Source organism: Yersinia nurmii (assembly GCF_001112925.1).
Lineage (GTDB): Bacteria > Pseudomonadota > Gammaproteobacteria > Enterobacterales > Enterobacteriaceae > Yersinia > Yersinia nurmii.
Map to the genome: position 1 here is coordinate 119384 of NZ_CPYD01000012.1, position 24850 is coordinate 144233.

A 24850-nucleotide genomic window follows, 5' to 3' on the forward strand; every position below is an offset into this window, starting at 1 on the left:
TTAACTCAAAAGAGTCGGGTAAATGAAATCGATATCGTAAATCACGTTATTGCAGCCATTCCTTTGGTAGTCCCCATGGACGTATCCACCTTTAGTCAGGAATACTGGCACTTCGGCTAATTCATTTTCTTTAGCGGCAATTAAGGTTAATAACGCTAAAGCAATAGGGTTATCGATGCGGACATAGCGATGTTGTGCAGACTCAACAAATAATCCCCTATGGTAATGCTGTTTAAATAATGTTTTCCCCACTCGCCAGGCGAGATTAAACAATGGCTGATTCTGGCAATGTTGAGCCAGTTCTATTAATGCTAAAAGTAAATAAGGAGAGGCTGGTGGCTCAATGGTTAATAAGGTAGTGCGATAAGGTCGCGGTTTTAATTCGACCAGATTTAAGCGTTTCAAAATAACGCTAATGAGGTCGAACAACTCATCGTCGTCGGTTAAACGCCAGGCGCGTACCAGTGGCAATAAATAATCAGGATTTAAAGGAAAGGATTTGATCTCGCTGCCTTTTGAACCGTAATAACCGTCTCTAAGGAGAATATAGCCAGTCATATCCTGACCGTCACTCCACATTGGCCGTAGAGTATTACTTTTTAGATCATAGGCAAAGCGGTAGTAATTTTTGAGCCCTTCAATGACCCATTTTTCCATTTCTACGTCGGGATGTTGACGCAAAATATCCAGCATTGCCAGTGGGTTATCTACCAGTAGCGGACGCATATCGCGGAATAAAACATTGGCTTCTCGCGCCAGACAGCCAAATTCTGCGCCAAACTGACGCGCCGCACGATCGCCATACCAGGACTGAGTTTGGTTATCATCTGCGGGGATCGGTTGTCGTTGTAGCGGTGAGCTGAATTGATAGGCAGGTAAACCGGTTTCGGGATGACGAGCCAGAACGTATTGACGATATAAATGTTTTCCCCAAGCCGCAGCCTGATCATCGCCAGTGAAGGAGGCATACTTAAAGGCGGCGTAGATCAGATCGGTGCCGACATTGGCAAAGGTCAACCCTTTGGTTTCAGGCAATTGTGGCCAAAGTGCGGGATCGACAACATCGTGGCGCGGATGTGCAAAAACCTGTGGGTCTCGTGTTTTGTTGTATTCACCGTGGCGACCTAAATCCAGCGTTTTCCAGTCTTCAACATGGGCATGCCAAAATCCTTGCAGGAAATTCAGCGTGGATTCCCGATCGATTTCCGCTAAAAAATCATAATAAGGAAGGTGGTGCTTAAGTTCATGCACCAATGATTTTGATTCTGGTCCTTCGGAATTTAGCGTATCCAAGTGAAAGAAATGATGCCCGCCCCAGGCAAACAGGCCACTGGAGGCATGAACGCCATGCTGTAAGAAATAGCGCGTTTGGATTTCTGCTCGTTGCCGGAACTGTGGGTCACGGGTTACCTGACTGAGCGCCGTCAGGGTTCGCAGCCAATTCTGCTGGCTGGCAAAATTTGAAATAGGCACCCGACGACCATCGGCGAATTGCCAGCACACTGGCTGATGGGTTACCACATCGAAACCGTCGGCTAGCAGCGGGGTGGGATTAATCTTGCTTTGGCCAAGAGTTTGCACTGAATCTGCATACTGGCGAATCGCCGTCAGCCACTGTTTGATGTCTGTTTCGCTGCCTTTAATATCGCCTGCAAAATTCATCGCCGTAACCTCTTGGCGGAACCAAATTACAGTTCCTTATAAATAGAAACATCGTTTCAATACATTATATTTGGATTTATTGGCGAGTCATTGAGCGAATGATAAAAGTGTGATCGAAGTCGGAACGTTGTTTTGATTTTTTTATGTGGTGAGTGTTGGGTTGCAAGTGGTTTGAAAGTGATGGATTTAACTTTATGATATATAACAATAAATTAATTTAATCTGGACGGGTATTGTTTTGCTCAGGCGAGAATCTTTACACCAACTTTAGTGTATTGATTGTAATCATAATCATGCTTTCGCTGTGAGGCAGCTCGCGCCCGTTGAATTCAGGCCACACAAAAGCACAGCGTTACGCGCCGTGCCTATGAAGTTTATTCGTCAGAATTAGCGAGCTAACCAGCCACCATCCACGGCGATAGTGTAGCCACTAATATAATCTGAGGCGTTGGACGACAGAAATACCACCGGCCCCATCAAATCACTCGGTAAACCCCAGCGAGCGGCAGGGATACGATCCAAAATCTCTTTGCTACGTTCTTCATCTTTACGTAACTGCTGAGTATTGTTGGTCGCCATATAGCCTGGGGCTATAGCATTAACATTAATGTTGTATTTCGCCCATTCATTGGCCAGCAATCGGGTCACGCCCATCACGGCACTTTTTGAGGCGGTATAAGAAGGAACGCGTACGCCTCCCTGGAAAGACAACATTGATGCAACGTTGATGATTTTGCCGCCGCTTTCCTGCTTGATAAATTGGCGGGCCACTGCCTGTGACATAAAGAACACCGTTTTGATGTTCACATTCATCACATCATCCCAGTCTTTTTCACTGAAATTGATAGCGTCTTCCCGGCGAATAATTCCGGCATTATTGACTAAGATATCGATTTTGCCGAATTCAGCGACTGCTTGTTCCAGTATGCTCGGAATACAATCAATCTTGCTAAGATCGGCGGTCAAGCTATAAAAACGGCGGCCTAATGCCGTTATTTTCTGAATGGTTTCCTGCGGTTCAACAATATTAACGCCGACAATATCGCAGCCCGCTTCCGCCAGACCAATAGCCATACCTTGGCCCAAACCGGTATCACAGCCGGTTACCAGTGCAACTTTACCTTTCAAATCAAAGGAGTCTAAAATCATAGCTGAAGTCTCTATTCATGCGGTTTATTGATGGCCGCGATAGCAAGATCATGAAGAGAACCGGTATTTCCCAGCTCTCCAATCGGTTAATTCTCTATTCGGGCAATTTTTAACGCAGTTCACTCACCGCGATGTGGTCCATATCGCCAAAGACCTGATTTTCGCCCACCATGCCCCATATGAAGGTGTAACGCTTAGTACCAACACCTGAGTGAATAGACCAGCTTGGGGAAATGACGGCTTGTTCGTTGTGAACGAGCAGATGGCGAGTTTCCTGCGGCTGACCCATCATGTGGAATACGGCCGTTTCTTCATCCATATCGAAATAAAAATACACTTCCATACGGCGATCATGGGTATGGCACGGCATAGTGTTCCATAGGTTCCCCGGAGCCAGTTTGGTCAGACCCATTGTCAGTTGGCAGGTTGGCAATACGTCCGGCACGATATATTTGTTGATGGTACGGCGGTTACTCGTGGCATCGTCACCCAGTGTTTGCGGTGCGGCTTCTGCCAGCGTGATTTTTTTGTTGGGGTAAGTGGTGTGAGCCGGTGCGCTGTTATAGTAAAACTTTGCCGGTTGAGTGCTATCTATGCTACTGAACTCAACGTTTTTCGCGCCTTTGCCTACATACAACGCTTCTTCGTTAGCAATTTCGTAAGTCTGACCGTCAACCACAATCAGGCCCGGCCCACCGATGTTAATCACGCCCAATTCACGACGTTCTAGGAAGTAGCTCACGCCCAGCTGTTTGCCCACGTCATCCCCAATGCTGACGGTTTTGGTCGCAGGTAGAATTCCCCCGACGATGATGCGGTCAATGTGGCTATAGGTCATGGTGTAATCATCTGCGACAAAAATCTTTTCAATTAAGAATTCGCGGCGCAGGCCTGCGGTATCAAGTTGTTTGGCGTGGTCGCTATGAATGCTTTGACGAACTTGCATGTCAGTGCCTCTCTTTCAGAACAGTATCTTAGATGGGTAAACCCGTAGGAAAAACGCAGTGTGCCGTTGGGAAAGGGCTTCTGGTACGAAGCTTTTTTCTTTCTTTAGCCAGCTACGTTTCTGGTGATGCTGAGGATAATAGTGTGTGTGGGATGTTAATTCAATAAAAATGGAACTATGTTTTATTATTTTTTGAGTGATGTCATGAATTTTGGTTTTTCCCCGCGTTTTACACGTTTGATGCCAGTAGAATGCAAAAGAATTCACAAACTGGTCGTGGATTAACTGCGATAGGCCGATTTAACTTAATGAGGGTGCAATGATGCATATGTTCTTTATCAATGACGAAACACCGTGGGAAGTACTGGGAAAGGGGATCAAGCGAAAAGTGATGACCTGGAGCGACGAATTAATGATGGTTTGCGTTCATTTCGATAAAGGTGCAATTGGTGTGGCGCATAAGCATGATATTCATGACCAAATCGCCTATGTGGCAGCGGGAAGTTTTGAAGTAGAAATTGACGGACAAAAACGCATCTTAAAGGCTGGAGACGCCTATCGGGCGGTAAAAAATGAAATGCACGGAGCGGTGTCTCTGGAAGCTAACAGCATTCTAATCGATACCTTTTCACCTAAACGTGCTGATTTCCTGTGATACAGACGATCGCTTTGTAGGGTTTTCCGAAGGGGTGAATGAAGTGATGGGAAGTGAAGGGGGAATTTCCCCCTTAATTTGCCAGATGATCAACCAGAGTCAGCCAGTTAAATCGGGCGGTGTAACGAGAGTGCTTATCAGTACGATGCCTTAATGCGGAGAGCGAGCGTATTGCCCGGAATTCAGCCATCGTCCTCAGCCGAATAAAGCGTTAAGGTGGGTTAAGAAATGTCTTCAACCCGAAGTTCTTTTAACGAATCCAACTGAATATCTGCCAGCGCCCAGCGAGGATCTTCACGTAGCTCTGCCGCAGGAATGACAATAGAACGCATTCGCGCGGCTTTGGTCGCTATCATGCCGTTAAACGAATCTTCCAAGGTCACGCATTCTAATGGGTCAACGCCCAGCTCAGCGGCGGCGTTCAGATAAACTTCAGGGTGCGGTTTGCTGTAAGGCAGATGTTCTGCAGACATCAGACAGTCAAAGTATTTCTCCAGTTCGAACATGGCTAATACTTTTTGCTGCATCACCAATGGGGACGCTGACGCCAGACCGATTTTCAACCCCTGATGGCGACACAGTTGCAGCGCGTATTCAACGCCGGGAAGTAGAGGGCGGGTTTGCTCCACCAGTTCAATAGCGCGGGCAATAATACGGCGGCATACTTCCGCTTCGTCGAGCCCTTGCCAGGGTTGGGTTTTGTACCACAGCTTAACCACCAGATCGATGCGTAGCCCCAGCGTGTTGGGCAATTTATCTCTGGACGTGGTATCCAGCCCCAGTTCACTGAATATATCTAACTCGGCTTGGAGCCAAAGTGGTTCGGAATCAATCAGTAAACCGTCCATATCAAAAATAGCGGCTTTTATCGGATGCAGATTAGCCATCAATCATCGCTCCTGTCGGTTGGAGATATAAGAGAAACACACTGTAACATTGTGCTGCCGCTACGCTAAAACTATTGCTGCGCGTTGTTTCGCAAAACCGCCTGAAACTGGGTTTGCAGCGCCCAATTTGCCTGGAATGATAAATAAATTGGGTTTTTCCCATAGGAACCTCTATTCGCTGGGGATTAATAAGCTAGGCTTGGATGACGCAGACCGATGATTATTACGATGAAATCATTGCACACCTGACAGAAAGTACGGGTAAACTGTACCAATAAAGTGTGGCACTCATAAGGGGAACTCATGACGTATCAACAGGCTGGTCGGGTCGCTGTGATCAAAAGGATTGCCGGCTGGCTGGTATTTATTCCTGCACTGCTATCGACGCTGATCTCAGTTATTAATTTTGTCTATCATTACAGCGAAAAAACTGCTGGTGTAAATGCAGTAATGTTGGATTTTATCCATGTTATGACCGATATGATCCGTTTTAACACCGGTTTTCTGAACATATTTTGGTATAACTCGCCGGTGCCTAATTTGGATGCGGGGTTCTCTGGTGCCAATATCATGTTCTTTATCATCTACATGCTGATTTTCGTTGGTTTGGCACTACAGGCTTCTGGCGCTCGGATGAGTCGGCAGGTCAAACATATTCGCGAGGGGATTGAAGATCAGTTGATTCTGGAGCAGGCCCGTGGCAGCGAAGGGCGGACTCGAGCGCAATTAGAAGAAAAAATCGTTGTGCCGCGGCACACTATTTTCTTGCAAGTGTTTACCCTCTACATTCTGCCAATCGTTATCGCCGCGGTGGCTTATTTTGTTATCCAGCTACTCGGTGCGATGGCCGCTGGCTAACCGCCTTGCTTGAAATAAGCACTCCGTCTAAAGTAAAAAAGCCTGAATCCGTGAGGAACAGGCTTTTTTAACGGCTAATGGCGTCTTATTCTGGGTGTAACAGCTGTTCTACCGCTTTTTGCGCGGCAACCAAATGTTGACCACCAAATAGGTTGCTGCGGTTTAATAAATAGTAGAGCTGATACAGTGGTTGCCGTTCAATAAAGCCGCTTGGCAGTGGCCAGACGCTTTGATAACCATCATAAATTTGAGCCGGAAGGTCGGGGTAGAGAGGTAGCATGGCTAGATCGCACTCTCTGTCACCCCAATAGCAGGCGGGATCAAAGATAACGGGACCATTGGCGCTGGCGGCGCAGTTAGCGGGCCAAAGATCGCCGTGTAAAAGGGAAGGTTGCGGCTGGTGGTTTTGCAATTTTGCCTGAACTAAGGCAATGATTTCGTCAATATCACCGAAAATCATGCCTTTCTCTGCCGCTAACTGTAATTGCCAGCCAATACGTTGCTCGGCAAAAAATTGTGCCCAGCGGCGTTGCCATCCGTTCGGCTGGGGTGTGGTAGACAGGTCGTTATCGAAATCAAGGCCGAACTGTAGTTGTTCACTCCATTGATGCAAATGCGCCAACTGCTGCCCCAAACAATAGGCTGAGTGCACATCCAGAGGTTTGAGTGGCAAATACTCTAGTAACAGGAAGCTGCTGTCATCGCGATCGCTTCCAACGCCGTAAACCTGCGGAACACGGACTGTTTTACTGCGTGAGAGCAGGGAGAGCTGATCGGCCTCGGCGGTAAAAATAGGCAACATCTCCCGACGATCGCATTTGACGAACACATCGGTATGACCATAACTAAGTCGCCAGGCTTGATGAATATCACCGCCGGGCAGTTCGATACGGTCACGCACTTCGGCATCGCCGAGTTGTTCGCTTAGTAGACGATTCACTGCTTGCCACATGATTCACCTCCTCAGAGCTGCCAGTTATATCATTAGGTTAGCGTCTTTACCGTGTAAAAAACAGGAGCTGGCGCACAGGGATACACACACCGAAAACCTCAGATCAGTTTCATGGGTGAATCTATCTAGCGCCAAAGGGAGGAATCCCGCGCCGCTCAAGGGCAACGCGGGATAAAAGTACGCGTGGGATAATTATAGCAGCTTAGTTTTAGGCTCACCGTCAGCGTTATGTTGTCTTACTCTGACCGGAGGAAGGGTGCGTTTAACCGGTTTAAAATGACTGTATATCAGCGCTGCAACAAAGAATAAAGCCTGAACGATAACGATGCATGGGCCGGTTGCTCCATCAATATGGAAACTGATTAAGGTGCCCAACACACAGGCGATAACCGACACCAATGTTGCCACCATCAGCATTTTATCGAAGCTGCGGCATAGCATAAATGCAATGATGCCCGGTGCAATCAGCATGGCGATCACCAGAATGACCCCGACGGCTTGCAAAGAAGCGACGATAGTCATGGCTAACAGGCACAACAAACCATAATGCAGCAATTTAACTGGCAAACCTATTACTCTGGCGTGATTGGGATCGAAGCAATACAGCATGAAATCTTTGCGTTTCAGCAACACGACCAGCAACGTTATCGACGCAATCCATAGGGTTTGTTTCAGTTCATCCAGCGTAATACCTAACATATTACCGAATAGTATATGGCTGAGATGCTGATCGGTATCCATACGGGAAAATAGCACGATGCCAAAGGCAAACATGCCTGAAAAAACGATGCCCATCACGGTATCTTCTTTCACCCGGCTGTTATCTTTCAAATAACCGGTGGCTACCGCGCAAAAAATACCGGAAACAAAGGCACCGATGGCTAAAGGAATTCCTAGCCAGAATGCCAGCACGATGCCGGGTAATACCGCATGAGAAATCGCGTCTCCCATCAACGACCAGCCTTTTAGCACCAGATAGCAGGACAATACGGCGCACACTACGCCGGTAACGACTGCTGCCAGAATGGCGCGCTGCATAAAGGGATAGGCAAAAGGTTCGCTGATCAGGGTAAATAGCGTATTCATAGGCTATCTCCCTGTGGTTTTACCGTGCGGTTGCGCTTTTGGCGAGTGCGAAAACGCGTTGCTAACAGGCCGTGTTTGGGGGCAAAGACAAACGCCACTAGGAAGACTAACGTTTGTAGCGTCACAATGACGCCGCCGGTTGCTCCATCCAGATAGAAACTGAGATAAGCTCCGAAAGCGCTGGTTAACGCGCCGATAGCGATGGCAATGATTAGCAAGCGACCAAAACGGTCAGTCAGTAGATAAGCTGTGGCGCCAGGGGTGACGACCATGGCTATCACCAGAATAGCTCCGACAGTTTGTAATGCTGCCACGGTACAGGCGCTTAGCAAGGTGAAGAACAGAATTTTCAATCGTAAAGGAGAAATCCCGATCGACATCGCATGGTTTTCATCGAAGAACACCGCCAGCAGATCTTTCCAAATCATGCACAGAATAACGAAAGAAACCAGAATGATAATTTCGACCTGCAATACATCTTCATCGGCGATACCGAGAATATTACCGAAAATAATGGATTGAACGTTCACCGACGTTGGGTTGAGGGAAACAATCAGCAGCCCCACGGCAAAGAAAGTTGAAAAAATAAAACCAATAATGGCATCTTCCCGCAGCCGTGTGATATGGCGCACCAGCGTCATGGCCAGCGCGGCCAGCATACCGGTAAAGAATGCGCCAGCGGCGTAAGGCAGGCCGAGAGCATAGGCTCCAGCCACCCCCGGTACCACAGAGTGGGAAAGTGCATCGCCCATCAGCGACCAGCCTTTGAGCATCAGATAGGCGGAAAGAAAGGCGCAGACCGCTCCCACGATGGCGCTGACCCAAATAGCCTTCACCATGTAGTTGTAATTAAAGGGTTGTAACAGAATTTCCAGCATTAGGTTCTTTTCTCCTTTTGCTGACGCTGCGCCGGCGGGCTATCTTTGGTGTGACCATAGAATACCGCCGGACGTTCATCATCGGTAATCACCGTCACAGTGCGCGGATCGTTATCATCGTGCAGATCGGGACCGGAGAGGTTGATATGGCGCAGGACGCCGCCGAAAGTCATCTCCAGATTCTTTTGGGTAAAAGTGGTTTCAGTCGGACCCGCGGCGAGTACGGTTTGGTTGATCAAAATAACGTGATCGCAAAATTCTGGCACGCTACCCAGGTTATGAGTCGACACCAGAATCAGATGCCCTTCGTCACGCAGCGCACGCAAGAGATCGATAATGGCATTTTCGGTCTTTACGTCGACGCCGGTAAAAGGTTCGTCTAGCAGTAAAACCGAACCTTGTTGTGCGAGTGCCCGGGCAAGAAACACTCGTTTCTTTTGCCCGCCGGAGAGTTCGCCAATTTGCCGCGAGCGCAGCGCGGTTAATCCCACGCGTTCAATGGCTTTGTTTACAATATCCCGATCCTGACGGCTGGGGATTCGCAGAAAATTCATTTTCCCGTAACGGCCCATCATCACGACGTCTTCCACTAATACCGGGAAATTCCAGTCTACTTCCTCGGTCTGCGGCACGTAGGCAATGGTATTTTGTTTGAGTGCATGAATAACCGGTTTCCCGCTCAATTGAACGCTGCCTTCGGTGGGTTTAACCAGACCCATAATACTTTTGAATAAGGTTGATTTACCGCTGCCGTTCACTCCTACCAATGCACAGATAGTCCCCCCGTCCAGGGTAAAGCTGGCATTGTGGATAGCCGTATGGCCGTTGTTATAAGTAACAGAAACATCATCGACTATCAGTTCAGGGCGGACAAAATCCGTATTACTCATTGGCCAAATCCTTTCGCAATCGTGTTCACGGTGGCATTGATCAAGTCGATATAAGTCGGTACCGGGCCTGTCGCGTTCGACAATGAGTCAACATAAAGCATTCCGCCGTATTGTGCGCCGGTTTCTTTACTGACTTGTTTGGCGGGTTTATTCGAAATTGTACTTTCGCTAAATACGACCGGAATTTTATTGGCACGAACGGTGTCAATAACCCGGCGAACCTGCTGTGGGGAGCCTTGCTCCTCTGCGTTAATTGGCCACAGATACACTTCTTTGAAGCCATAATCTTTCGCCAGATAGCTGAATGCACCTTCACTGGTGACCAACCAACGCTGACCCGCTGGGATTTTGTCTAAACGCGCGCGCAATGGCGCATCCAGCGCGCTGATTTTCTCTGCATAAGCCTTAGCGTTACGGTTATAAGTTTCCGCATGAGCCGGATCGTGTTCTACCAGAGCCTTACGGATATTCTCAACATAAATCAGAGCATTGGTAGGTGACATCCATGCATGAGGGTTAGGAATGCCTTTATAAGGCCCTTCGCGAATAGGCAACGGTGTAATGCCTTCGGTGACCACGACGGATGGAACGTCTTTTACATTCTCAAAAAAGCGGTCAAACCAGCGCTCAAGATTCATCCCGTTCCAGAGCACGAGATCGGCTGACTGAGTTTTGACGATATCTTTTGGCGTTGGCTGGTAATCATGAATTTCAGCGCCCGGTTTGGTAATTGATTCGACGATAGCGGCGTCTCCGGCAACGTTTTGCGCAATATCCTGAATGATCGTGAACGTCGTTACGACCTTAAACTTCTTTTCGGAGGCCGGATTATTTGTGGCGAACGCGGTAGCACTGACAAATGAGAATAATGCCAATAGCGCAAACAGGGTAAAACGGCGTAAAAACATGTTCCCGGTGTAGGTCAAAGCAGGCAGAGAGGTTTTTTTATACTGATATAACATGGCGATGCTCCCTTTTGTAAATGAAAATGATTATCAATATCATTTGGTTTTAAGTCAAGTATCACCATACAATAAAGCTAAGTTTACTGATAGTTACGTTATATCACCTGATTATTATGTTGATAATCGGCAAAATGTGCCAAAAATATATTTTGGCGTGATGATAAGTTGTATATGCTACAAAACGGCCTACCAGAGTGGGGGAATACTGTGAATCCAAAACTAGGTTGCCTGATGGCAATATTATTGTTGGCTGGGTGTGCTAAACAGACCCCTCCAACACAGTCGAAAAATGGCTGGTTGAAGCCGCCGCAGCAGGGGAAGTTCAATCCGAGTGCCAGAAGTGATAGTGGAACCGTCGCTTATAACGAGTATATAAAGCAGGCCGCCAGCCATTACGGTGTTGATGAAACCTTGATCAAAGCCATTATTCAGGTTGAGTCCGGCTATAATCCTGAGGTCGTTAGCACCTCCAATGCGATTGGGCTGATGCAGATTAAAGCCTCTACCGCTGGGCGCGACGCCTACCGTATGAAAGGGCGCAACGGGCAACCCAGCTCTCGGGAGCTGAAAGACCCTGCGGTCAATATCGATATTGGCACCGCCTATATTAATATTCTGCAAAACCAGCAGTTGGTCGGAATCAGCGATCCTCAAACATTACGTTATGCCACCATTGTTTCTTATGCAAACGGCGCAGGCGCGATGCTGAGAACCTTCTCCTCTGACAAAAAGCTGGCGCTAAATAAAATAAACCGCCTCAGCCCAAACGAATTCTATCAACATATTCAGACTAAGCACCCAGCACCGCAGGCCCCTCGTTATTTATGGAAGGTGGACACAGCCTACCGAGCGATGACGGAATAACAGATTAAATCGCTAACCGATGCATCTTGCAGGCAGTATTTCATCGGTTAGCGTTTATCTTCATTGGTCAATTTGTTCTGTTTCATCCCGCGCCTTAATTTCTGATATTTACACTCCTTTGCACTTTACCCCTTATTGCGTTCATTAATTCATTGCTAATGCGTCACGTTATCATTTAGTGTTTTTCCTCACTGAAATAATAATTTGCTGTGTTTTGCCAAGGAGTAATAACGTGCGATTAACGCTTTCCCTGACGGCACTGATGTGTGCCTCTTTGTTTTCTACTTCATCCTTGGCAACGACTTATCCGGTGACGATCACTGATACCGATGGGCAGAGGCTCACTTTCAAGCAAGAGCCTAAGCGGATTGTGATGCAAGACGGAAGGGATATTCTGACATTGGCTTTGCTGGATCGCAGCGATCCTTTTGAACGGCTGGTGGCCTGGAATAATTTGCTGAAAAAAAGCGATGGTACCACCTGGAATCTGCTTAGCAGCAAATGGCCTAAGGCAGAAAAAATAATGGATATGGGATTTAGCGACAAAGGCGAAGTTAATCTGGAGGCTATTATTGCGCAAAAACCAGACTTAATGGTAGCCCAGCTTCGTTCTAAGAGTTCATTAATCAACCTTGGCGTGTTAGATAAACTCAAACAACTCAACATCCCTGTGCTTTTTATTGATACCAACCTCAAGCCACTGGAAAATACGCCTAAAAGTATCACCCTGTTAGGGGAAGTGATAAATCGAGAAGCTGAGGCTCAGCAATATACTGATTTCTATCAGCAGCATTACCAAAATATTATCAACAAAACTCGCAGCATTGAGCCAAAACCGCTGGTGTTTGTGGAAGCTAAGGCAGGTTTAGGCGGGGTAGAATCATGCTGCTTTACTCACGGACATGTCGGGTGGGGAGCACTGGTTGAGGCTGTAGGAGCACATAATATCGGTTCAGATTTATTACCGGGAGCCACAGGGGACGTCTCGCTAGAAAAGGTTATCGTGCTGAAACCAGCGGCCTATATTGTCTCCGGTTCGCAGTGGGCAAGTAAGAATAATGCGGCAGTACCTTTCGGCTATGAAGTGACACAAAATCAGGTGGATGTTGCCTTTACCAAATTAAAACAGCGTCCTGCTTTTGCGCAAATTTCGGCGGTTCAAGAGAATCGGTTATACGGGGTTTATCACAATTTTTATAATCATCCCTATAACATTGTAGGGATGGAGTATCTGGCGAAATTTATCTATCCGGCGCAATTTGCCCAGTTGCAGCCACAGGATACTTATAACGAGATTATTGCCAAATTTACTCAAATTCCGACAGGAGCTGCTATTTTTGGGGCGCAGGCACCGGCGGAGAAGTCTTAATAAAACAAACACTTTTTTAAAAATAGCCCCTGATTGGACTGCGCCTGACTAGGTTGCGCGCAGTCCAATCAGGGGCTTTGACTTTTTACATAGCGGGATGGACGGTTGAAGCAATTTCCAGTACACCATTAATAATGAATTGAACACCCATGCAAACTAATAAGAATCCCATCAAGCGGGAAATAGCCTCAATGCCGCTTTTCCCTATCCAGCGCATAATGGCGCCTGAACTCAACAAGCATCCCCACAAAATCAGGGATACGGCGAGGAAGGTTAATACCGGGGCCACGGCCAATACCCAGGGGGTAAAATCGGTATGGTCTTTCATCGTCGCGGCGGAACTGATGATCATGGCGATAGTACCTGGCCCGGCGGTGCTAGGCATGGCCAGAGGGACAAAGGCGATGTTAACGGAGTTACGCTTCTTTAAATCCTGTGATTTGGCTTCCAATTGAGTATCTTCGGTCGATTGCTGAGGGAACAGCATACGGAAACCAATAAATGCGACGATTAACCCACCGGCAATTCGCAGTCCGGGTATAGAAATACCGAAGGTGCTCATCACGACCTGACCGGCATAGAACGAAATAGTCATAATAAAGAAGACGTATATCGAGGCCATTTTAGACTGATTATTCCGTTCCTCAGTGGTCATATTGCCCGATAGTCCCAAGAGCAAGGCGACAGTAGTCAATGGGTTAGCTAAGGGAAGCAGCAACACTAGCCCTAAACCAATTGCCTTAAATAACTCAAAAATACTTAACATCAATCAAACTCCACAAATTAGTAATATCCCTAAAAACCAAATTGGGGATTACCTTGCTATCTTGTCTCAAAATAAGACAAAAATTGCATAAGAAACCCATCTTGCATTGATGTGTTCTATGAGTAAAGGCGCATAAAGAAGATAGGGAGAGAAGATCGGTGTTTGTTGTTGTGTGATCCGGATCAAAGCTCGACAGTTCGGTAGTTGGTTCACCGCCAAAGATGTCGAATAATCATAAGATTGTATCAATTTCGGGGAAGGGTACTTTTGTGTGTATTTGTGATATCAGCGTCGAAGACGAATATGTTCGCCAGCCACTTTCTGCTTCGGCTGCTTGGGTTTTGGATCGCCAGGCTGCTCGTTCCCGTGGGCGTTTGCGTTTCCTGAAACCGAAAAGAGAGCCTCGTCCACGTTGGCGTCTGGCACCCTTAAAAGACACTTATGAAATCCGTTTTTATCCTCAGAGATTACCTGAGCTGTGGTTCTTCAGTGCTGAAAGCGCGTTGCGTAAGCGATTATAATATATAGAAATGTACGTTTGGACATTTCACTTGTCCCACTAAATGTTTCCAATCAATCCCCAAAATGCCGCCATTTATGGCGGCATTTTTTACGTAATTCATTAAATAAATAATCTTTATTGGCTATTTCTAGGAGAAAAGAGAACACGGTTTTACGAGTTCCCCAACGGTTGATTGACATCGATGCTTATTGAATATAATTTCAAGTATTAAGAATAATAATTCAATTGAGGTTTGTGATGTCTAACCTATTAACACCGGTGGAAAACCAGTTTTATGCTTATAATGCTCACGATTTAGCTGCATTTTCAGTCAACTTTAGTGAAGATTTTATTGCCTATCGTATGCCGTCTTTAGAACCATCAATTGTCGGTAAAATGCAGCTAGAGGCGTTCTATCGTACTCAGCGTTTTAATAAGGCCGAGTTAAGAGCAGAGCTAATTTCGCGTTCGGTTCTGGGGAATAAAGTTTTTGATTATGAAAGAATCTATGGTTTAAGCGCAGAGCCAATTGAAAGCGTGGCTATTTTCGAGGTGGTTGAAAGTTTGATTGTCACTGCTTGGTTTTTCTATAAATAGAATGATGAAACGATCACGCCGTTGATATCTGTGTTTCAATAAACTGCAGATATCACGGCGTTTAATATCATAGTTAAATGAATATTAGTTAAATGCATAGATAGTTACGGTTTTTCCCCTGAATAAGGTCTTAGTAACTCATCCAATATTTTCACTCTTTCACCTACAGGGATGTAGATAAAACGATGAAACCAACCTTTTATTTCCATATTTTTTACTTGTGTTCGTAAAAAATACCGGTGAAATACTTTTAGGTCATCTTCAATGCTATTCATGATTTATCCCTTTCACTAATGCAGTCATTTAATACTAGACAAAAAATAGGGAATAAAAACTGATGACATCGAGCGCTTTTGTTCATGATTTATAACTTGTTGAAATATATATATTTAATTTGCTCAATTAAAGGTGTAATGCAGAGGATGCATTTTTTATTAAAACATCACCCTTGTATTCTGGATGAGAATCAAAAGCAAACCATTATCTGATAACTAATGGCGTATAAGCATCCTATTATAATTATGGTGAGGCAAATCGCTAAGTACGATAAAGGAATACAAATCCCAGATAGTTCACGCCATAAACGTTTAAACATTTTCACTTCCTTGTGTAATTAGAATAATGATGACAAATAAATCAATAAGATAAAAATCGGTTCTTCAGATCAATAGGCCATGATTGTTCGGTGAAAGCTATTGTTTATCCTGGGTACGCTTAATTTTCTGTGATAAATTTAGATGAATAAGTAAATGGTAACCTCTGGTGATGCCATTGAGCGATATTCAATAATAAGTAACTACTAAATTTAATGTTTATTAATAAAGTTAAAATAAATCTATTTTTCAAAGTGGGATTAAATAGTTGTGCTTATTTCACTTTTTATCCGAGTGATTTTTGCATATAGCACACTTCATGGAGCGAGCTAAAAGCCGTTTCGTTGTGATATGGATAAAGGTGGAAAGGTGGTTAAGATGATCGTTCATTAATTTGCTGATAGATAGAGCGGTTGCAGTGGGGAATGGCGATAGTAAATAAATGATTTTGCCATAAGCGATATAGGCTATCAAAACGTACATGCCGATACGCGATGAGCTGGTAAAAAGCCTATACGTTATAAAATTAAAACGCCTCGGCTGCATAAACAGTCGAGGCGGCGTTCCAGTGACCATTGCTACACGGAAACGGAAACCCATTATGAGCAGCTTTTTGTGTAATAGCAATATGGAAGATGACAAGGTTCAGTGATTTAATTACAAATTATCTTATATCGAAGCCCTCGGAAAGAGGGCTTGATGGGGTGATTAACCCAAGCGATTAACTATGGTTAGATTAGAAAGGAGGCCAGTAGTGGGTCTGCTCATGCCAACCTCTCTTATACATACAGGCATCGATAACGGCATTGCGAGCTGATGCATTACGATCTTTTTGAACCGTTTTAAATTCCGGCTCCTTCTCGTAGCGATATCCCTTGTCACAGCCATTTTTACCCTTTTCACAGGATTTGTATTTATCCTGATAAGAGAATTCAAAATCAGTCACGATATCGGGACTGTGTCTCTCGTAGCCAATAGCTTTACATTCAGCGGAATCTCTTTCGCGATCTAACTGTGTAGCACCACCTTTTTCCCACTGGGTACAACCGGAAAGAGCAAGGATCAAAAGAACAAAAAGCGAGTTAAAAATTTTCATCATTATGTCAGCAAAAGTTTTCGGAAGAATACGCGAAGAATCCGTTTCACGGTTCTCATTCACGAGTAAGGTAAGGAGAGTAATAAATAAGGCATCAGTAATGCAAATGACAATTGAGTACGTTTATCAATCGTTGAGTTTTTGATGATTATCTGAACGATTGATTTAAGTCGAGGGAATTTGTCTGCCAGCACCTTCAAAATTGAATATTTTTGTACGTAATTCAGGCAAGTTCCACTTCTTATGATAATAATCGCAGCCTGTATCTTTATAAATGAGGCTCGAATTGGCATCATTGGGTTAGAAATCACTTTTTAGGATGGGTAGTTATGAAGCAGTTTCCTTTCGACCAACGTTATGAAATCGAAAATGCGAGCGGTGAACGTGAATATTACATCGAAGGTGATGCATATATTCGTTTACTAGAAGGATCTCCAGTTTACCGAATTGATGGCTATGAAGTTTATACTCATGGCGATAATGGTGAATTAGTCGGTTTTCTGGAAGGTGAACGAATTACCCGTCTGGATGGAGAAGAACTGTTAGTTATTTTAACTCAATAACGCTATCGCCTTCGGTTTGCTTCGTCTTTGAAAGCTATTGGACTCGCATCAGATAAGAAATCGCCGCTTATATTACAGGGTGTTAAATATAGGCGGCGATTGATAGCTACAGGAAGATTAAATGTGTTAGAAGCGGTAATTCAACATAGTCACTAACACATCATCGGTGCTGATACGGTTAGCACGAGTAAACTCATTGTCTTTCAACAAGTTGAGTTTGTATTCAACGATCACAGCCATATTCTTATTCAGATCATAAGTTGCGGCCAGATCGATAAACTTCACCATATTCTTGTTGTCGCCAAATTCGCTTTCGAGATTTTTGCCACGTCCCTGTAGATAGGCGATCGATGGACGTAAACCCCAGTCAAATTGATATTGTGCGACAAACTCTACGGCCTGAGTTTGGTTGGCAAAGCCATCTTTTCTACCGACATAGTGCATATTTCGCACATCCGCGTACATGGCGGCCAGATAAATATTGTTGGCATCATATTTCACACCGGCATTCCAACCGTCGGCTTTTTTACCGCGATGATCCAACTGTTGCTCATCGGTACGTTTCGATGTGGCATAAGACGCACCGAAACTGAGGCCATTATCCAGCGTGTACACTGCGGATAATCCCATACCATCGCCGTTTTGGTTAGCTACGCTGCGGGGGTTATTGGTTCGTGGACCTGTTTGATCTTCAGTATTATTCCAACCGTCGTTTTTGCCTTGAACCTGAAGTCCGATATCTAGTCCATCAACCAAATTGAACAGATTGCGATTGCGGTAAGTTCCTACATTATTGGTACGATAGGTCATAAAGTTATCGGTATTATCGTAACTCTGTCCGCCAAATACAGGAATAACTGCGCCGGTCCATCCATTAATATCGTTTAATATTCCGTAATTGCGACCATAATCAAAAGAACCGTATTCACCGAAGCTCAATCCGGCAAAAGCAATACGCGTAGTATCTTTCTTAGTCCCCGTAGTTTCTGCCTGATTCATTTTGACGTTATATTCCCATCGGGCATATCCAGATAGGGTATCGTTAATTTTGGTGTCGCCGGTTAAGGTAAATTTGACTTTAGATTGGTCGCCTGCAAAACCTTTATCATCGGAGAAATAATGGCGAACCTTAAAAGAGCCAGAAAGCGCAATACGGTTACCATCTTTATTGTAAAGCTCCGCCGCACCAGCCGGTTGCACTATACATATCAAAGGTACTATCACTGCAAATAATTTCAAATTGAATAATTTAGATTTCATCTTCTTCCCTGGTTTTTTGTTATACAAAATTATTTCCGCAGTAAATTAACCAACCATGATATATTTTTATGCGATGACGCTCACAGTTATCCTTATGCAACAAATATGTTGACCACAAAAACTTGAAGCTGCTCGCGTTTTAATCTAACTGACTGAAGATAATAGAACAGGTAAGGGATGAGTTAATTCTTAAAACAACGGTAAGGCAGCTAAGATGAAGAAAAGAACAAAAACGCTGAGTGCATTAGTATTAATTTTTAGCAGCTATTGTAGTATTCAGCCCGCAATATCAGCACCATCGACAGATATTTTCCCAGGTGCAACGCTGACCCAATTACAGGCGCAATATCCTATTCATTGGGTCTCTGTAGAGCAAATTTCTGCGAGTTTGAAAGGGAGAGAGTCTATTAGTGTAGGTTTTGATATTGATGACACTTTGCTCTATTCCAGCCCGGCGTTTTTCTATGGGAAAATGATTTACTCTCCAGATAGTTTTGATTTTTTAAAGAATCCCAAATTTTGGGATGAAGTCAGTAACGGATGGGACAAATTCTCTGTGCCAAAAATTTCAGGCGCAGCCTTGCTAAACATGCACTTATCAAGAGGTGACCGGGTGTACTTTATCACCGGTCGACCAATGCCATCCTCCGGGAAGGAAGCGGTGACAAAAATCTTACAGCAGGACTTTAATATTCCTGATAATCGGTTAAATAAAGTGATATTTGCCGGGATTGGCGATGGGGCAAAAGTGAGTCATATGAAGGAAAAAAACATCTCGATATTCTATGGAGATTCCGATAATGATATTGCTGATGCGAGAGCTGCGGGCGCAGAAGGTATCCGTGTGTTACGCCCCTTAAATTCTACCAATAAACCTATGCCTAAAAATGGTAATTTTGGTGAGAAGGTCATCATTAATTCAGATTATTAGTTCGCGAAAATATTGGGCAGGATTTACACCGAATCAAGGTAAGTCTCGTTCTTACTGATACTTTGTGTAGCAATGGACTGTATTATGCCCGTTAGAGGCAAAACATTATTTTTATTTATTATGACTAACACACCAGAAGACATTGAACGACCTATTTTACAACTCTTTCAGAAGTATCCACAGAACAAATATAGCGTGCAGGATGTAATGAGGAGCCTACAGGAAATTAGTCGTTATAAAATAGAATATCGGTTGAAAAAACTCGCCAATAGAAGGCTGATAACCTGCCACAAACGCAAGGAGGGAATCGTCCTGCGTTACTATTGGCAACTAAATGAGCGTAAGGAATAAATCCAGTGGCGAAGGATAACGTAGTAAAAATAGCGATTGGCTTTGATTTATCGGTTGTTGCTTTTCATTTTCGCAGAGAAAGAACCATCGTAGAAACCTTTATATTTTTAGCAACATAACAGCCGTGGCACATGGCTAGGTACAAAAATACAAACAGTGGAAGGGCGGGTGCTTCCACTGACAATTTTAGCGATTAACTGAACTGAAGAACGAACATCTGGTACTGGCGAAATGAACCTGAGGATTGAATGGATGGTTTTGAGCGTTAAAACCAAATTTTCGGCTAGGTGATTTTTCGACAGAGGAATTTATCTTTGATCACGCCATCAAAGAAACGCCCTTTAGACACCACAGACATAAAGTCGTTATAAACCCGTATTGGCACGTTAACATACTGATAAATATCATTACCACAGAACTGTATTTCCAATACATGACTCTCTGGGTCATACCCAACTGAGTGAATTCTCGAAGATGAAACCGACTGTCGCTGCAAGAAATAGTCCTCCTAGGTGAGGTAAACGTCCCTGAAAAAAACACATCGTGTCTTAAGTGTGTGCGTCCTAAGTACATCATACTCGCTGAATCGATATGAGTCATAAATACATTTGGTGAATGTATAACTCATTGCTGCTAAAGCTATTGTATTGGCTTATGAATTAAAAGGGTAAGTTTTTAATGCCCGTGGCTTTGACTGAGCGCAACCACAGGAAGGTTATTTTAGTGTATAACCACAAGATTCCAGTTTGGCGACACCTAGCTGCTGCAAAGCAGCACCGGTATCTTGGGGATGGATTATTGAATATGCAAGGTAGTTGCGGGTTTTTGGGTTAAATGAGGCAATACATGTACAACGACAATGAAAAGAAATTTTACGTTATTTTAAACCGTACCTGCGAGACTCCGACTCTGTTAAACGCGGCTTGCCATTTAACCGCAGGAATAACAGATTTGATCGACGAGCGTGAATTTCATCATTACCCCAGCGCTATAGAGGGAATCAGCGCAAATATGAGCCACTACCCTATGGTGATATTACAGGCAAAAAACAGTAGCCAATTGAGCAACTTAATTCTGAAATGCCAGGAGCAGGGCGTTTTGTATAATTTTTTCACCACGACGATGCTTTCGCATTCAGCAGAACAGCAAATTTCTGATACGGCGAACACAAACTTTGAAAAATTGGATTTTGTTGCTGTAGCTTTATACGGAGATGCAGAGATGTTGAAACCCTTAACCAAGAAATTTTCTGTCTACCGTTCTACCGTTAGTTAAACGCGCGGAGGAATTATTTAGGAAGAAATAAGCACTCTTGTCTGCTTTCCAGTCGGCGAATTGGAATTTAGGCAATTGCTAAAACTCAAGGTAAACTATCGGCTCGGGAGTATGAAACATCGCCGAATACTTAGCTATTCTTCAGCATTCAAGGATTTCAGCTCTTTACTGAGAGAAATGGAAAGTACGATTCGAATCACGACAATAGAAGCCAGTATGATTAATTCCTTGTAATCGGGTTCAATAATCGTCTTCAAAATATCTGCCGGAATTAATATTTCCAGTGCCAGCAACAGATATCCCCCCAATTCCAGTCGAATACGTTGAATAGTTGATTCGCCGCGCTGCAGTTCGTTTTTTATAAATGCGAACAGGCATTTAACCACGCCATAAATCAAAACTAAAACGCTAACAATATTTAGCCCACTGGCTGCCAACATGATGAAAGTATGAATGTTCATTATTTGTTACTCCCTGAATAGTGGGCTGTTTTCCTATCGTGCTGTCGCTAGTCACCGCGGGTGCGGGAAGCGCCTTCAGTATAGCCGCAAATACTGGACGTGGTTGTTCTCACATCCAGTCGGCTGGAATGCAGATTGTAGTGATGCAGATTTGTCAGTTTTAAAATAAATATGTGATGAAAGTAAAGCAGCGGTGAAGATTGAAAATTCTTCACCGCGGAGCCAGAAACTAGGCTATTACGTCAAGTTTATCTTGGTTGTGAGAATTTCGTCGCGCTTTAATCGCTCGTTCCAAAGATTCAATGTCATTGCCTGATAGCAACGGTATGATTTTGCTAATTTCCTGCTCTGATAGGTCATAGATTTGCAGTGCTAAAAGACGGCGAATAATTTCCTCAGAAAAGCGGGTCTTTATTGCGCTAGCTGGATTTCCACCAACGATTGTATAGGGGGCGACATCACGGGTGACTATGCTGCCTGCGGCAATAATGGCACCTTCACCAACGGTAACTCCGGGCATAATCAAAGCCCTCATACCAATCCAGCAGCCATCGCTCAATATTGTATCACTTCGATGTTGATAAGATTCAGTGATAGATTCCATGAAAGGATAGAAGCTGAACCAATCAATACGGTGAGTATGGTTTCCCCCCATTAAAATAACGGCTTCAGCGCCTATGCATACATAATTGCCGATGATCAGTTGGTCAATTTTTCCGAGAGGTTCCCACTGTTGGCTAATGGCATCACCGTGCAAATAACGAACAACCGATTTTTCAAAACCGTCGTCCCAGCAATGGCTGTAATAGCTGTGCGTTCCTTTGATGACGATATTGGGATTTTTCACCGTTTGGTGAAGTAGCTCTGTTTTCGACCAATGTTTATCTTGCATGGTCTAATTCCTTTTTCAAAAACATCCGAGCCACGAACGTAAGTTAGTGGCAGTGATTACACGTTCAAATCATCACCACCGGTTAAGCAATTCGAGGTTGTAACAGTAGGGGGTTATTTTTCATATTAAATGCCTCTTTTAACCCTGAAATACTATTGCTCGTTGCCAGACAAATCAATGATCCAGAACCGGAGATTTAGCCTTTATTTAGCTTTAGTGTGAATATTCCGACGTCAAAATCGGGAATTAAATGCATTTAATCTTAGTTAGCTATCAAAAAAAAGAGTGTGCGACCGAGCGTTTGAGAAACTAAAGGGCAGGGATATCAACATTCCCACTTCTGCGGGTGGATAATCACATATTGTGAGTGTTACTATGTTTTGTCAGTTATTGCGTCACACCATAGATACAAAACGAATTGTGTACATATGAGTGTATATATCAGGCAAGGTAAAGTCGGATAGCGCATATAACAAATTGAATTTAAACTAAATTATACTGTTACATGTGATCTGTCGTGTAAGCAATCCACCTCATTCCGACTCGTTCATCTCCGTTCTAAATCCTAGCAGAAAGCCACTAACCATCAATATGCTCGTCACTATGCCTGTTTATGCCTGTTTCACTTTGTTCTATTCCGTGCGTTAATATTTGTGTACCAAATTGCGTACCAAATTTGCCGGAGTAATGTTGTGGCGCTGAATGACACGAAGCTAAGAAAAATAGTCGGCAAACCCTACGATGGCCCGACTGAACTTCCTGACGCGAATGGATTATCTGTCCGGGTTAGCCCTAAGGGGCTAGTTTCGTTTCAGTACCGCTATCGCTTTGCTGGGAAATTACAGCGCATGAAGATCGGCACCTATGGAACTATGTCACTAAAAGAGGCGAGGGATGCTGTTGAGGTGTGCCGCTACCACGTCAGTGAGGGGCGAGATCCGTCGGTTCAGCGTAAAATGGCAATGAACGAAAAAATTCAGGCCCCGAGTGTTAGTGACTGCATAAGCGAGTGGCTAGAAAGTCCCCAGGCTAAAAAGCTGGTTAAGTATGATTACTGGATAAGGATGTTTGACCTGCATGTCACGCCATATGTTGGAAGAATGACAGTCGATGAGATGCAGATAGCACACTGGGAATCAGTCTTTAAGCGAATGCGGGAAAATGGCGCACCGGTGATGGCTGGCATGATGCTGGTCAAGATGAAACAGATTTTTAACTATTCGTTACGGCGTAACCGAATCATCCGGAACGTCCTGACTCCATTGTCAGTCGCCGATGTTGGCGATCCAATCCGAACTATTGACCGATTCCTTAACGATAAGGAGATAGGACTATTCTGGCTTGCTGTCGATTCATCCAAGCTCGCATACCAGAATAAGCTATTTATAAAATTAGTTTTGCTTACTGGCTGCCGCGGTATAGAGCTGCGCATGGCTAAAAAGCAGGATTTTGATTTGGATAGAAAGACGTGGGCAATACGGGAGGAATTATCTAAAACCCGGCGCCGGTTCGTGAGGGGGATTTCTGACGCAGCAGTGACCATGCTAAGAGAAGCGTTTGATATTTATCCTAAGCTTGGCCAGGTATTCCCCCCGGCAACTATTCAGACCGACAGGCCGATGTCCGCAGGGGTTCTTTTATCGATGGCCGATCAGGTAGGCAGGGTGATGGGCGTGACTGATTGGGCAATGCATGATCTGCGCAGAACCGTAAAGACAAAAATGGCAGAACTCGGCATTGCACCGCATGTGTCAGAAAAGATACTTGGGCATAAAATGGCGGGGATGCTCGCGGTATATGACCACCATGATTACATACGCGAGCAGATAGAGGCGGCAGATTTTTGGGCGGCGAAGATTCAAATGTGTGTCGATGAAATCAGCCCCATGTCCTGACAGAATTTAATCACGTCCTGGTATCGGAATAGTGCGCCACCTTTAGGGGCTGACAACTCCTTTACCTCGGGTGGGAATGGCGTATTTTGTTGTTTCCATGCTTTGCGGCGATGGTAAAAGGTCGTTCTCGATATTCCGCCGAGCATTTGCTGGATAGCCGTTCTGTTTATCAGCACAGGAGGAACATCGATTTTTATATCATTCATAGTTGGCCTCTTATCTCTTTGTCGATCTGCCTGACGAAATAGCTCAACCACCGCTTAGCCGAAAACGAGTTAGGCGGTAGGGCGGTTATTTTTTTGCGTAGCGATCGAGGATTTTTGTAATGATGGGGTCGTGCTTAGTTTTAGGTATACCGGCAGTGGCCTTTATGATTTCTGTCCTGCACTGCCGTGCAACCGATCTGATGGCATTCTCTATTGCTGCTTCCACATATCTACCCCTTCCAGCAGAACAGCCACCAGTAGGCGATGATGCCGCCGATAACGAGCAGTACCCAATCAAGGT

Annotated in this window: 27 protein-coding genes; 11 read left to right on the forward strand and 16 right to left on the reverse strand. The window is 44.6% G+C overall.

All coding sequences use genetic code 11. The annotated features are described in order from the left end of the window. The 3 genes from AD970_RS14795 to kduI form a co-directional block, all read right to left on the reverse strand. Window positions 1-1662 carry a pectate lyase gene (locus AD970_RS14795; protein WP_049600622.1) on the reverse strand — a complete coding sequence of 554 codons (1662 nt, stop codon included), beginning with the start codon at window positions 1660-1662 and terminating at the stop codon, window positions 1-3. A 387-nt stretch (window positions 1663-2049) separates the two neighbouring features. Beyond that, complete coding sequence (gene kduD / locus AD970_RS14800; RefSeq protein ID WP_049600625.1) at window positions 2050-2811, reverse strand: 2-dehydro-3-deoxy-D-gluconate 5-dehydrogenase KduD; 762 nt, start codon at window positions 2809-2811, stop codon at window positions 2050-2052. A gap of 109 nt (window positions 2812-2920) precedes the next feature. Continuing rightward, window positions 2921-3757, reverse strand: coding sequence for a 5-dehydro-4-deoxy-D-glucuronate isomerase (kduI, locus tag AD970_RS14805; protein ID WP_049600628.1), 837 nt, complete (start codon window positions 3755-3757; stop codon window positions 2921-2923). Window positions 3758-4079: 322 nt separating this feature from the next. On the opposite strand from kduI, the gene AD970_RS14810 reads away from it, so the two are divergent. Then, a complete protein-coding gene (locus tag AD970_RS14810) occupies window positions 4080-4412 on the forward strand; it encodes a cupin domain-containing protein (RefSeq protein WP_049600703.1) in 333 nt (110 codons plus the stop codon). Between the two features lie 221 nt (window positions 4413-4633). Here AD970_RS14810 and hxpB read toward each other — a convergent pair whose 3' ends face one another. Next, entirely contained in the window at window positions 4634-5299 is a 666-nt protein-coding gene (hxpB, locus tag AD970_RS14815) for a hexitol phosphatase HxpB (RefSeq protein ID WP_049600631.1), read from the reverse strand. A 303-nt stretch (window positions 5300-5602) separates the two neighbouring features. On the opposite strand from hxpB, the gene AD970_RS14820 reads away from it, so the two are divergent. Beyond that, window positions 5603-6157 carry a YniB family protein gene (locus AD970_RS14820; protein ID WP_049600633.1) on the forward strand — a complete coding sequence of 185 codons (555 nt, stop codon included), beginning with the start codon at window positions 5603-5605 and terminating at the stop codon, window positions 6155-6157. 85 nt (window positions 6158-6242) lie between these two features. Here the strand turns inward: AD970_RS14820 and AD970_RS14825 are convergent, their stop codons facing one another. From AD970_RS14825 to AD970_RS14845, 5 genes are all read right to left on the reverse strand, one after another. Further along, the gene (locus AD970_RS14825) at window positions 6243-7109 is read right to left on the reverse strand and encodes a fructosamine kinase family protein (RefSeq protein ID WP_049600635.1); all 867 of its coding nucleotides are present in this window, start codon (window positions 7107-7109) and stop codon (window positions 6243-6245) included. Between the two features lie 192 nt (window positions 7110-7301). Beyond that, window positions 7302-8195, reverse strand: a complete 894-nt coding sequence (gene yfeD / locus AD970_RS14830) for an iron/manganese ABC transporter permease subunit YfeD (RefSeq protein WP_049600637.1) — start codon at window positions 8193-8195, stop codon at window positions 7302-7304. Beyond that, complete coding sequence (gene yfeC / locus AD970_RS14835) at window positions 8192-9073, reverse strand: iron/manganese ABC transporter permease subunit YfeC (RefSeq protein WP_049600640.1); 882 nt, start codon at window positions 9071-9073, stop codon at window positions 8192-8194. The genes yfeD and yfeC overlap by 4 nt, the downstream gene beginning before the upstream one ends. After that, complete coding sequence (yfeB, locus tag AD970_RS14840; protein WP_049600644.1) at window positions 9073-9963, reverse strand: iron/manganese ABC transporter ATP-binding protein YfeB; 891 nt, start codon at window positions 9961-9963, stop codon at window positions 9073-9075. Before yfeB ends, yfeC begins: the two co-directional genes overlap by 1 nt. Next, on the reverse strand, window positions 9960-10925 hold the full coding sequence (locus AD970_RS14845) for a metal ABC transporter substrate-binding protein (RefSeq protein WP_049600648.1): 966 nt from the start codon (window positions 10923-10925) through the stop codon (window positions 9960-9962). The genes yfeB and AD970_RS14845 overlap by 4 nt, the downstream gene beginning before the upstream one ends. 210 nt (window positions 10926-11135) lie before the next feature. Between AD970_RS14845 and AD970_RS14850 the strand changes: the two genes are divergently transcribed. Further along, window positions 11136-11792, forward strand: coding sequence for a transglycosylase SLT domain-containing protein (locus tag AD970_RS14850; RefSeq protein ID WP_072080667.1), 657 nt, complete (start codon window positions 11136-11138; stop codon window positions 11790-11792). A gap of 232 nt (window positions 11793-12024) precedes the next feature. Then, window positions 12025-13161: an ABC transporter substrate-binding protein gene (locus tag AD970_RS14855; RefSeq protein ID WP_157045544.1), complete on the forward strand. Its 1137-nt coding sequence runs from the start codon at window positions 12025-12027 to the stop codon at window positions 13159-13161. An 85-nt stretch (window positions 13162-13246) separates the two neighbouring features. Here the strand turns inward: AD970_RS14855 and AD970_RS14860 are convergent, their stop codons facing one another. Continuing rightward, entirely contained in the window at window positions 13247-13927 is a 681-nt protein-coding gene (locus AD970_RS14860) for a MarC family NAAT transporter (RefSeq protein ID WP_049600655.1), read from the reverse strand. Between the two features lie 269 nt (window positions 13928-14196). Here AD970_RS14860 and AD970_RS14865 point away from each other — a divergent pair, with 269 nt between their 5' ends. Beyond that, a complete protein-coding gene (locus AD970_RS14865; protein ID WP_049600658.1) occupies window positions 14197-14448 on the forward strand; it encodes a hypothetical protein in 252 nt (83 codons plus the stop codon). Window positions 14449-14687: 239 nt separating this feature from the next. Further along, window positions 14688-15026 (forward strand): nuclear transport factor 2 family protein, encoded by a 339-nt coding sequence (locus AD970_RS14870; protein ID WP_049600660.1) that lies wholly within the window; start codon window positions 14688-14690, stop codon window positions 15024-15026. Window positions 15027-15130: 104 nt separating this feature from the next. Here the strand turns inward: AD970_RS14870 and AD970_RS19705 are convergent, their stop codons facing one another. Together AD970_RS19705 and AD970_RS14875 are read right to left on the reverse strand one after the other, a co-directional pair. Beyond that, the gene (locus AD970_RS19705) at window positions 15131-15301 is read right to left on the reverse strand and encodes a hypothetical protein (RefSeq protein WP_157045546.1); all 171 of its coding nucleotides are present in this window, start codon (window positions 15299-15301) and stop codon (window positions 15131-15133) included. Window positions 15302-16355: 1054 nt separating this feature from the next. Then, on the reverse strand, window positions 16356-16718 hold the full coding sequence (locus AD970_RS14875; RefSeq protein ID WP_235786944.1) for a hypothetical protein: 363 nt from the start codon (window positions 16716-16718) through the stop codon (window positions 16356-16358). 326 nt (window positions 16719-17044) lie between these two features. On the opposite strand from AD970_RS14875, the gene AD970_RS14880 reads away from it, so the two are divergent. Continuing rightward, window positions 17045-17278 (forward strand): hypothetical protein, encoded by a 234-nt coding sequence (locus AD970_RS14880; protein WP_049600663.1) that lies wholly within the window; start codon window positions 17045-17047, stop codon window positions 17276-17278. A gap of 126 nt (window positions 17279-17404) precedes the next feature. Here the strand turns inward: AD970_RS14880 and AD970_RS14885 are convergent, their stop codons facing one another. After that, window positions 17405-18538 carry a porin gene (locus AD970_RS14885; protein ID WP_049600665.1) on the reverse strand — a complete coding sequence of 378 codons (1134 nt, stop codon included), beginning with the start codon at window positions 18536-18538 and terminating at the stop codon, window positions 17405-17407. 214 nt (window positions 18539-18752) lie between these two features. On the opposite strand from AD970_RS14885, the gene aphA reads away from it, so the two are divergent. Beyond that, complete coding sequence (aphA, locus tag AD970_RS14890; RefSeq protein ID WP_049600667.1) at window positions 18753-19469, forward strand: acid phosphatase AphA; 717 nt, start codon at window positions 18753-18755, stop codon at window positions 19467-19469. Window positions 19470-20103: 634 nt separating this feature from the next. On the opposite strand, the gene AD970_RS19005 is transcribed toward aphA, so the two are convergent. Next, complete coding sequence (locus AD970_RS19005; protein ID WP_072080662.1) at window positions 20104-20316, reverse strand: KTSC domain-containing protein; 213 nt, start codon at window positions 20314-20316, stop codon at window positions 20104-20106. Between the two features lie 350 nt (window positions 20317-20666). On the opposite strand from AD970_RS19005, the gene AD970_RS14900 reads away from it, so the two are divergent. Beyond that, window positions 20667-21095 (forward strand): DUF2000 family protein, encoded by a 429-nt coding sequence (locus AD970_RS14900; protein ID WP_049600672.1) that lies wholly within the window; start codon window positions 20667-20669, stop codon window positions 21093-21095. 134 nt (window positions 21096-21229) lie between these two features. Here AD970_RS14900 and AD970_RS14905 read toward each other — a convergent pair whose 3' ends face one another. Next, a complete protein-coding gene (locus AD970_RS14905; protein WP_072080663.1) occupies window positions 21230-21556 on the reverse strand; it encodes a DUF1622 domain-containing protein in 327 nt (108 codons plus the stop codon). A gap of 229 nt (window positions 21557-21785) precedes the next feature. After that, window positions 21786-22448, reverse strand: coding sequence for a CatB-related O-acetyltransferase (locus AD970_RS14910; RefSeq protein ID WP_049600675.1), 663 nt, complete (start codon window positions 22446-22448; stop codon window positions 21786-21788). Window positions 22449-23140: 692 nt separating this feature from the next. Between AD970_RS14910 and AD970_RS14915 the strand changes: the two genes are divergently transcribed. Further along, window positions 23141-24343: a tyrosine-type recombinase/integrase gene (locus tag AD970_RS14915; RefSeq protein WP_049600678.1), complete on the forward strand. Its 1203-nt coding sequence runs from the start codon at window positions 23141-23143 to the stop codon at window positions 24341-24343. A 325-nt stretch (window positions 24344-24668) separates the two neighbouring features. Then, window positions 24669-24850, forward strand: a 182-nt coding sequence (locus AD970_RS19970) for a hypothetical protein (protein ID WP_209429083.1), incomplete at its 3' end; no start/stop codon positions are given.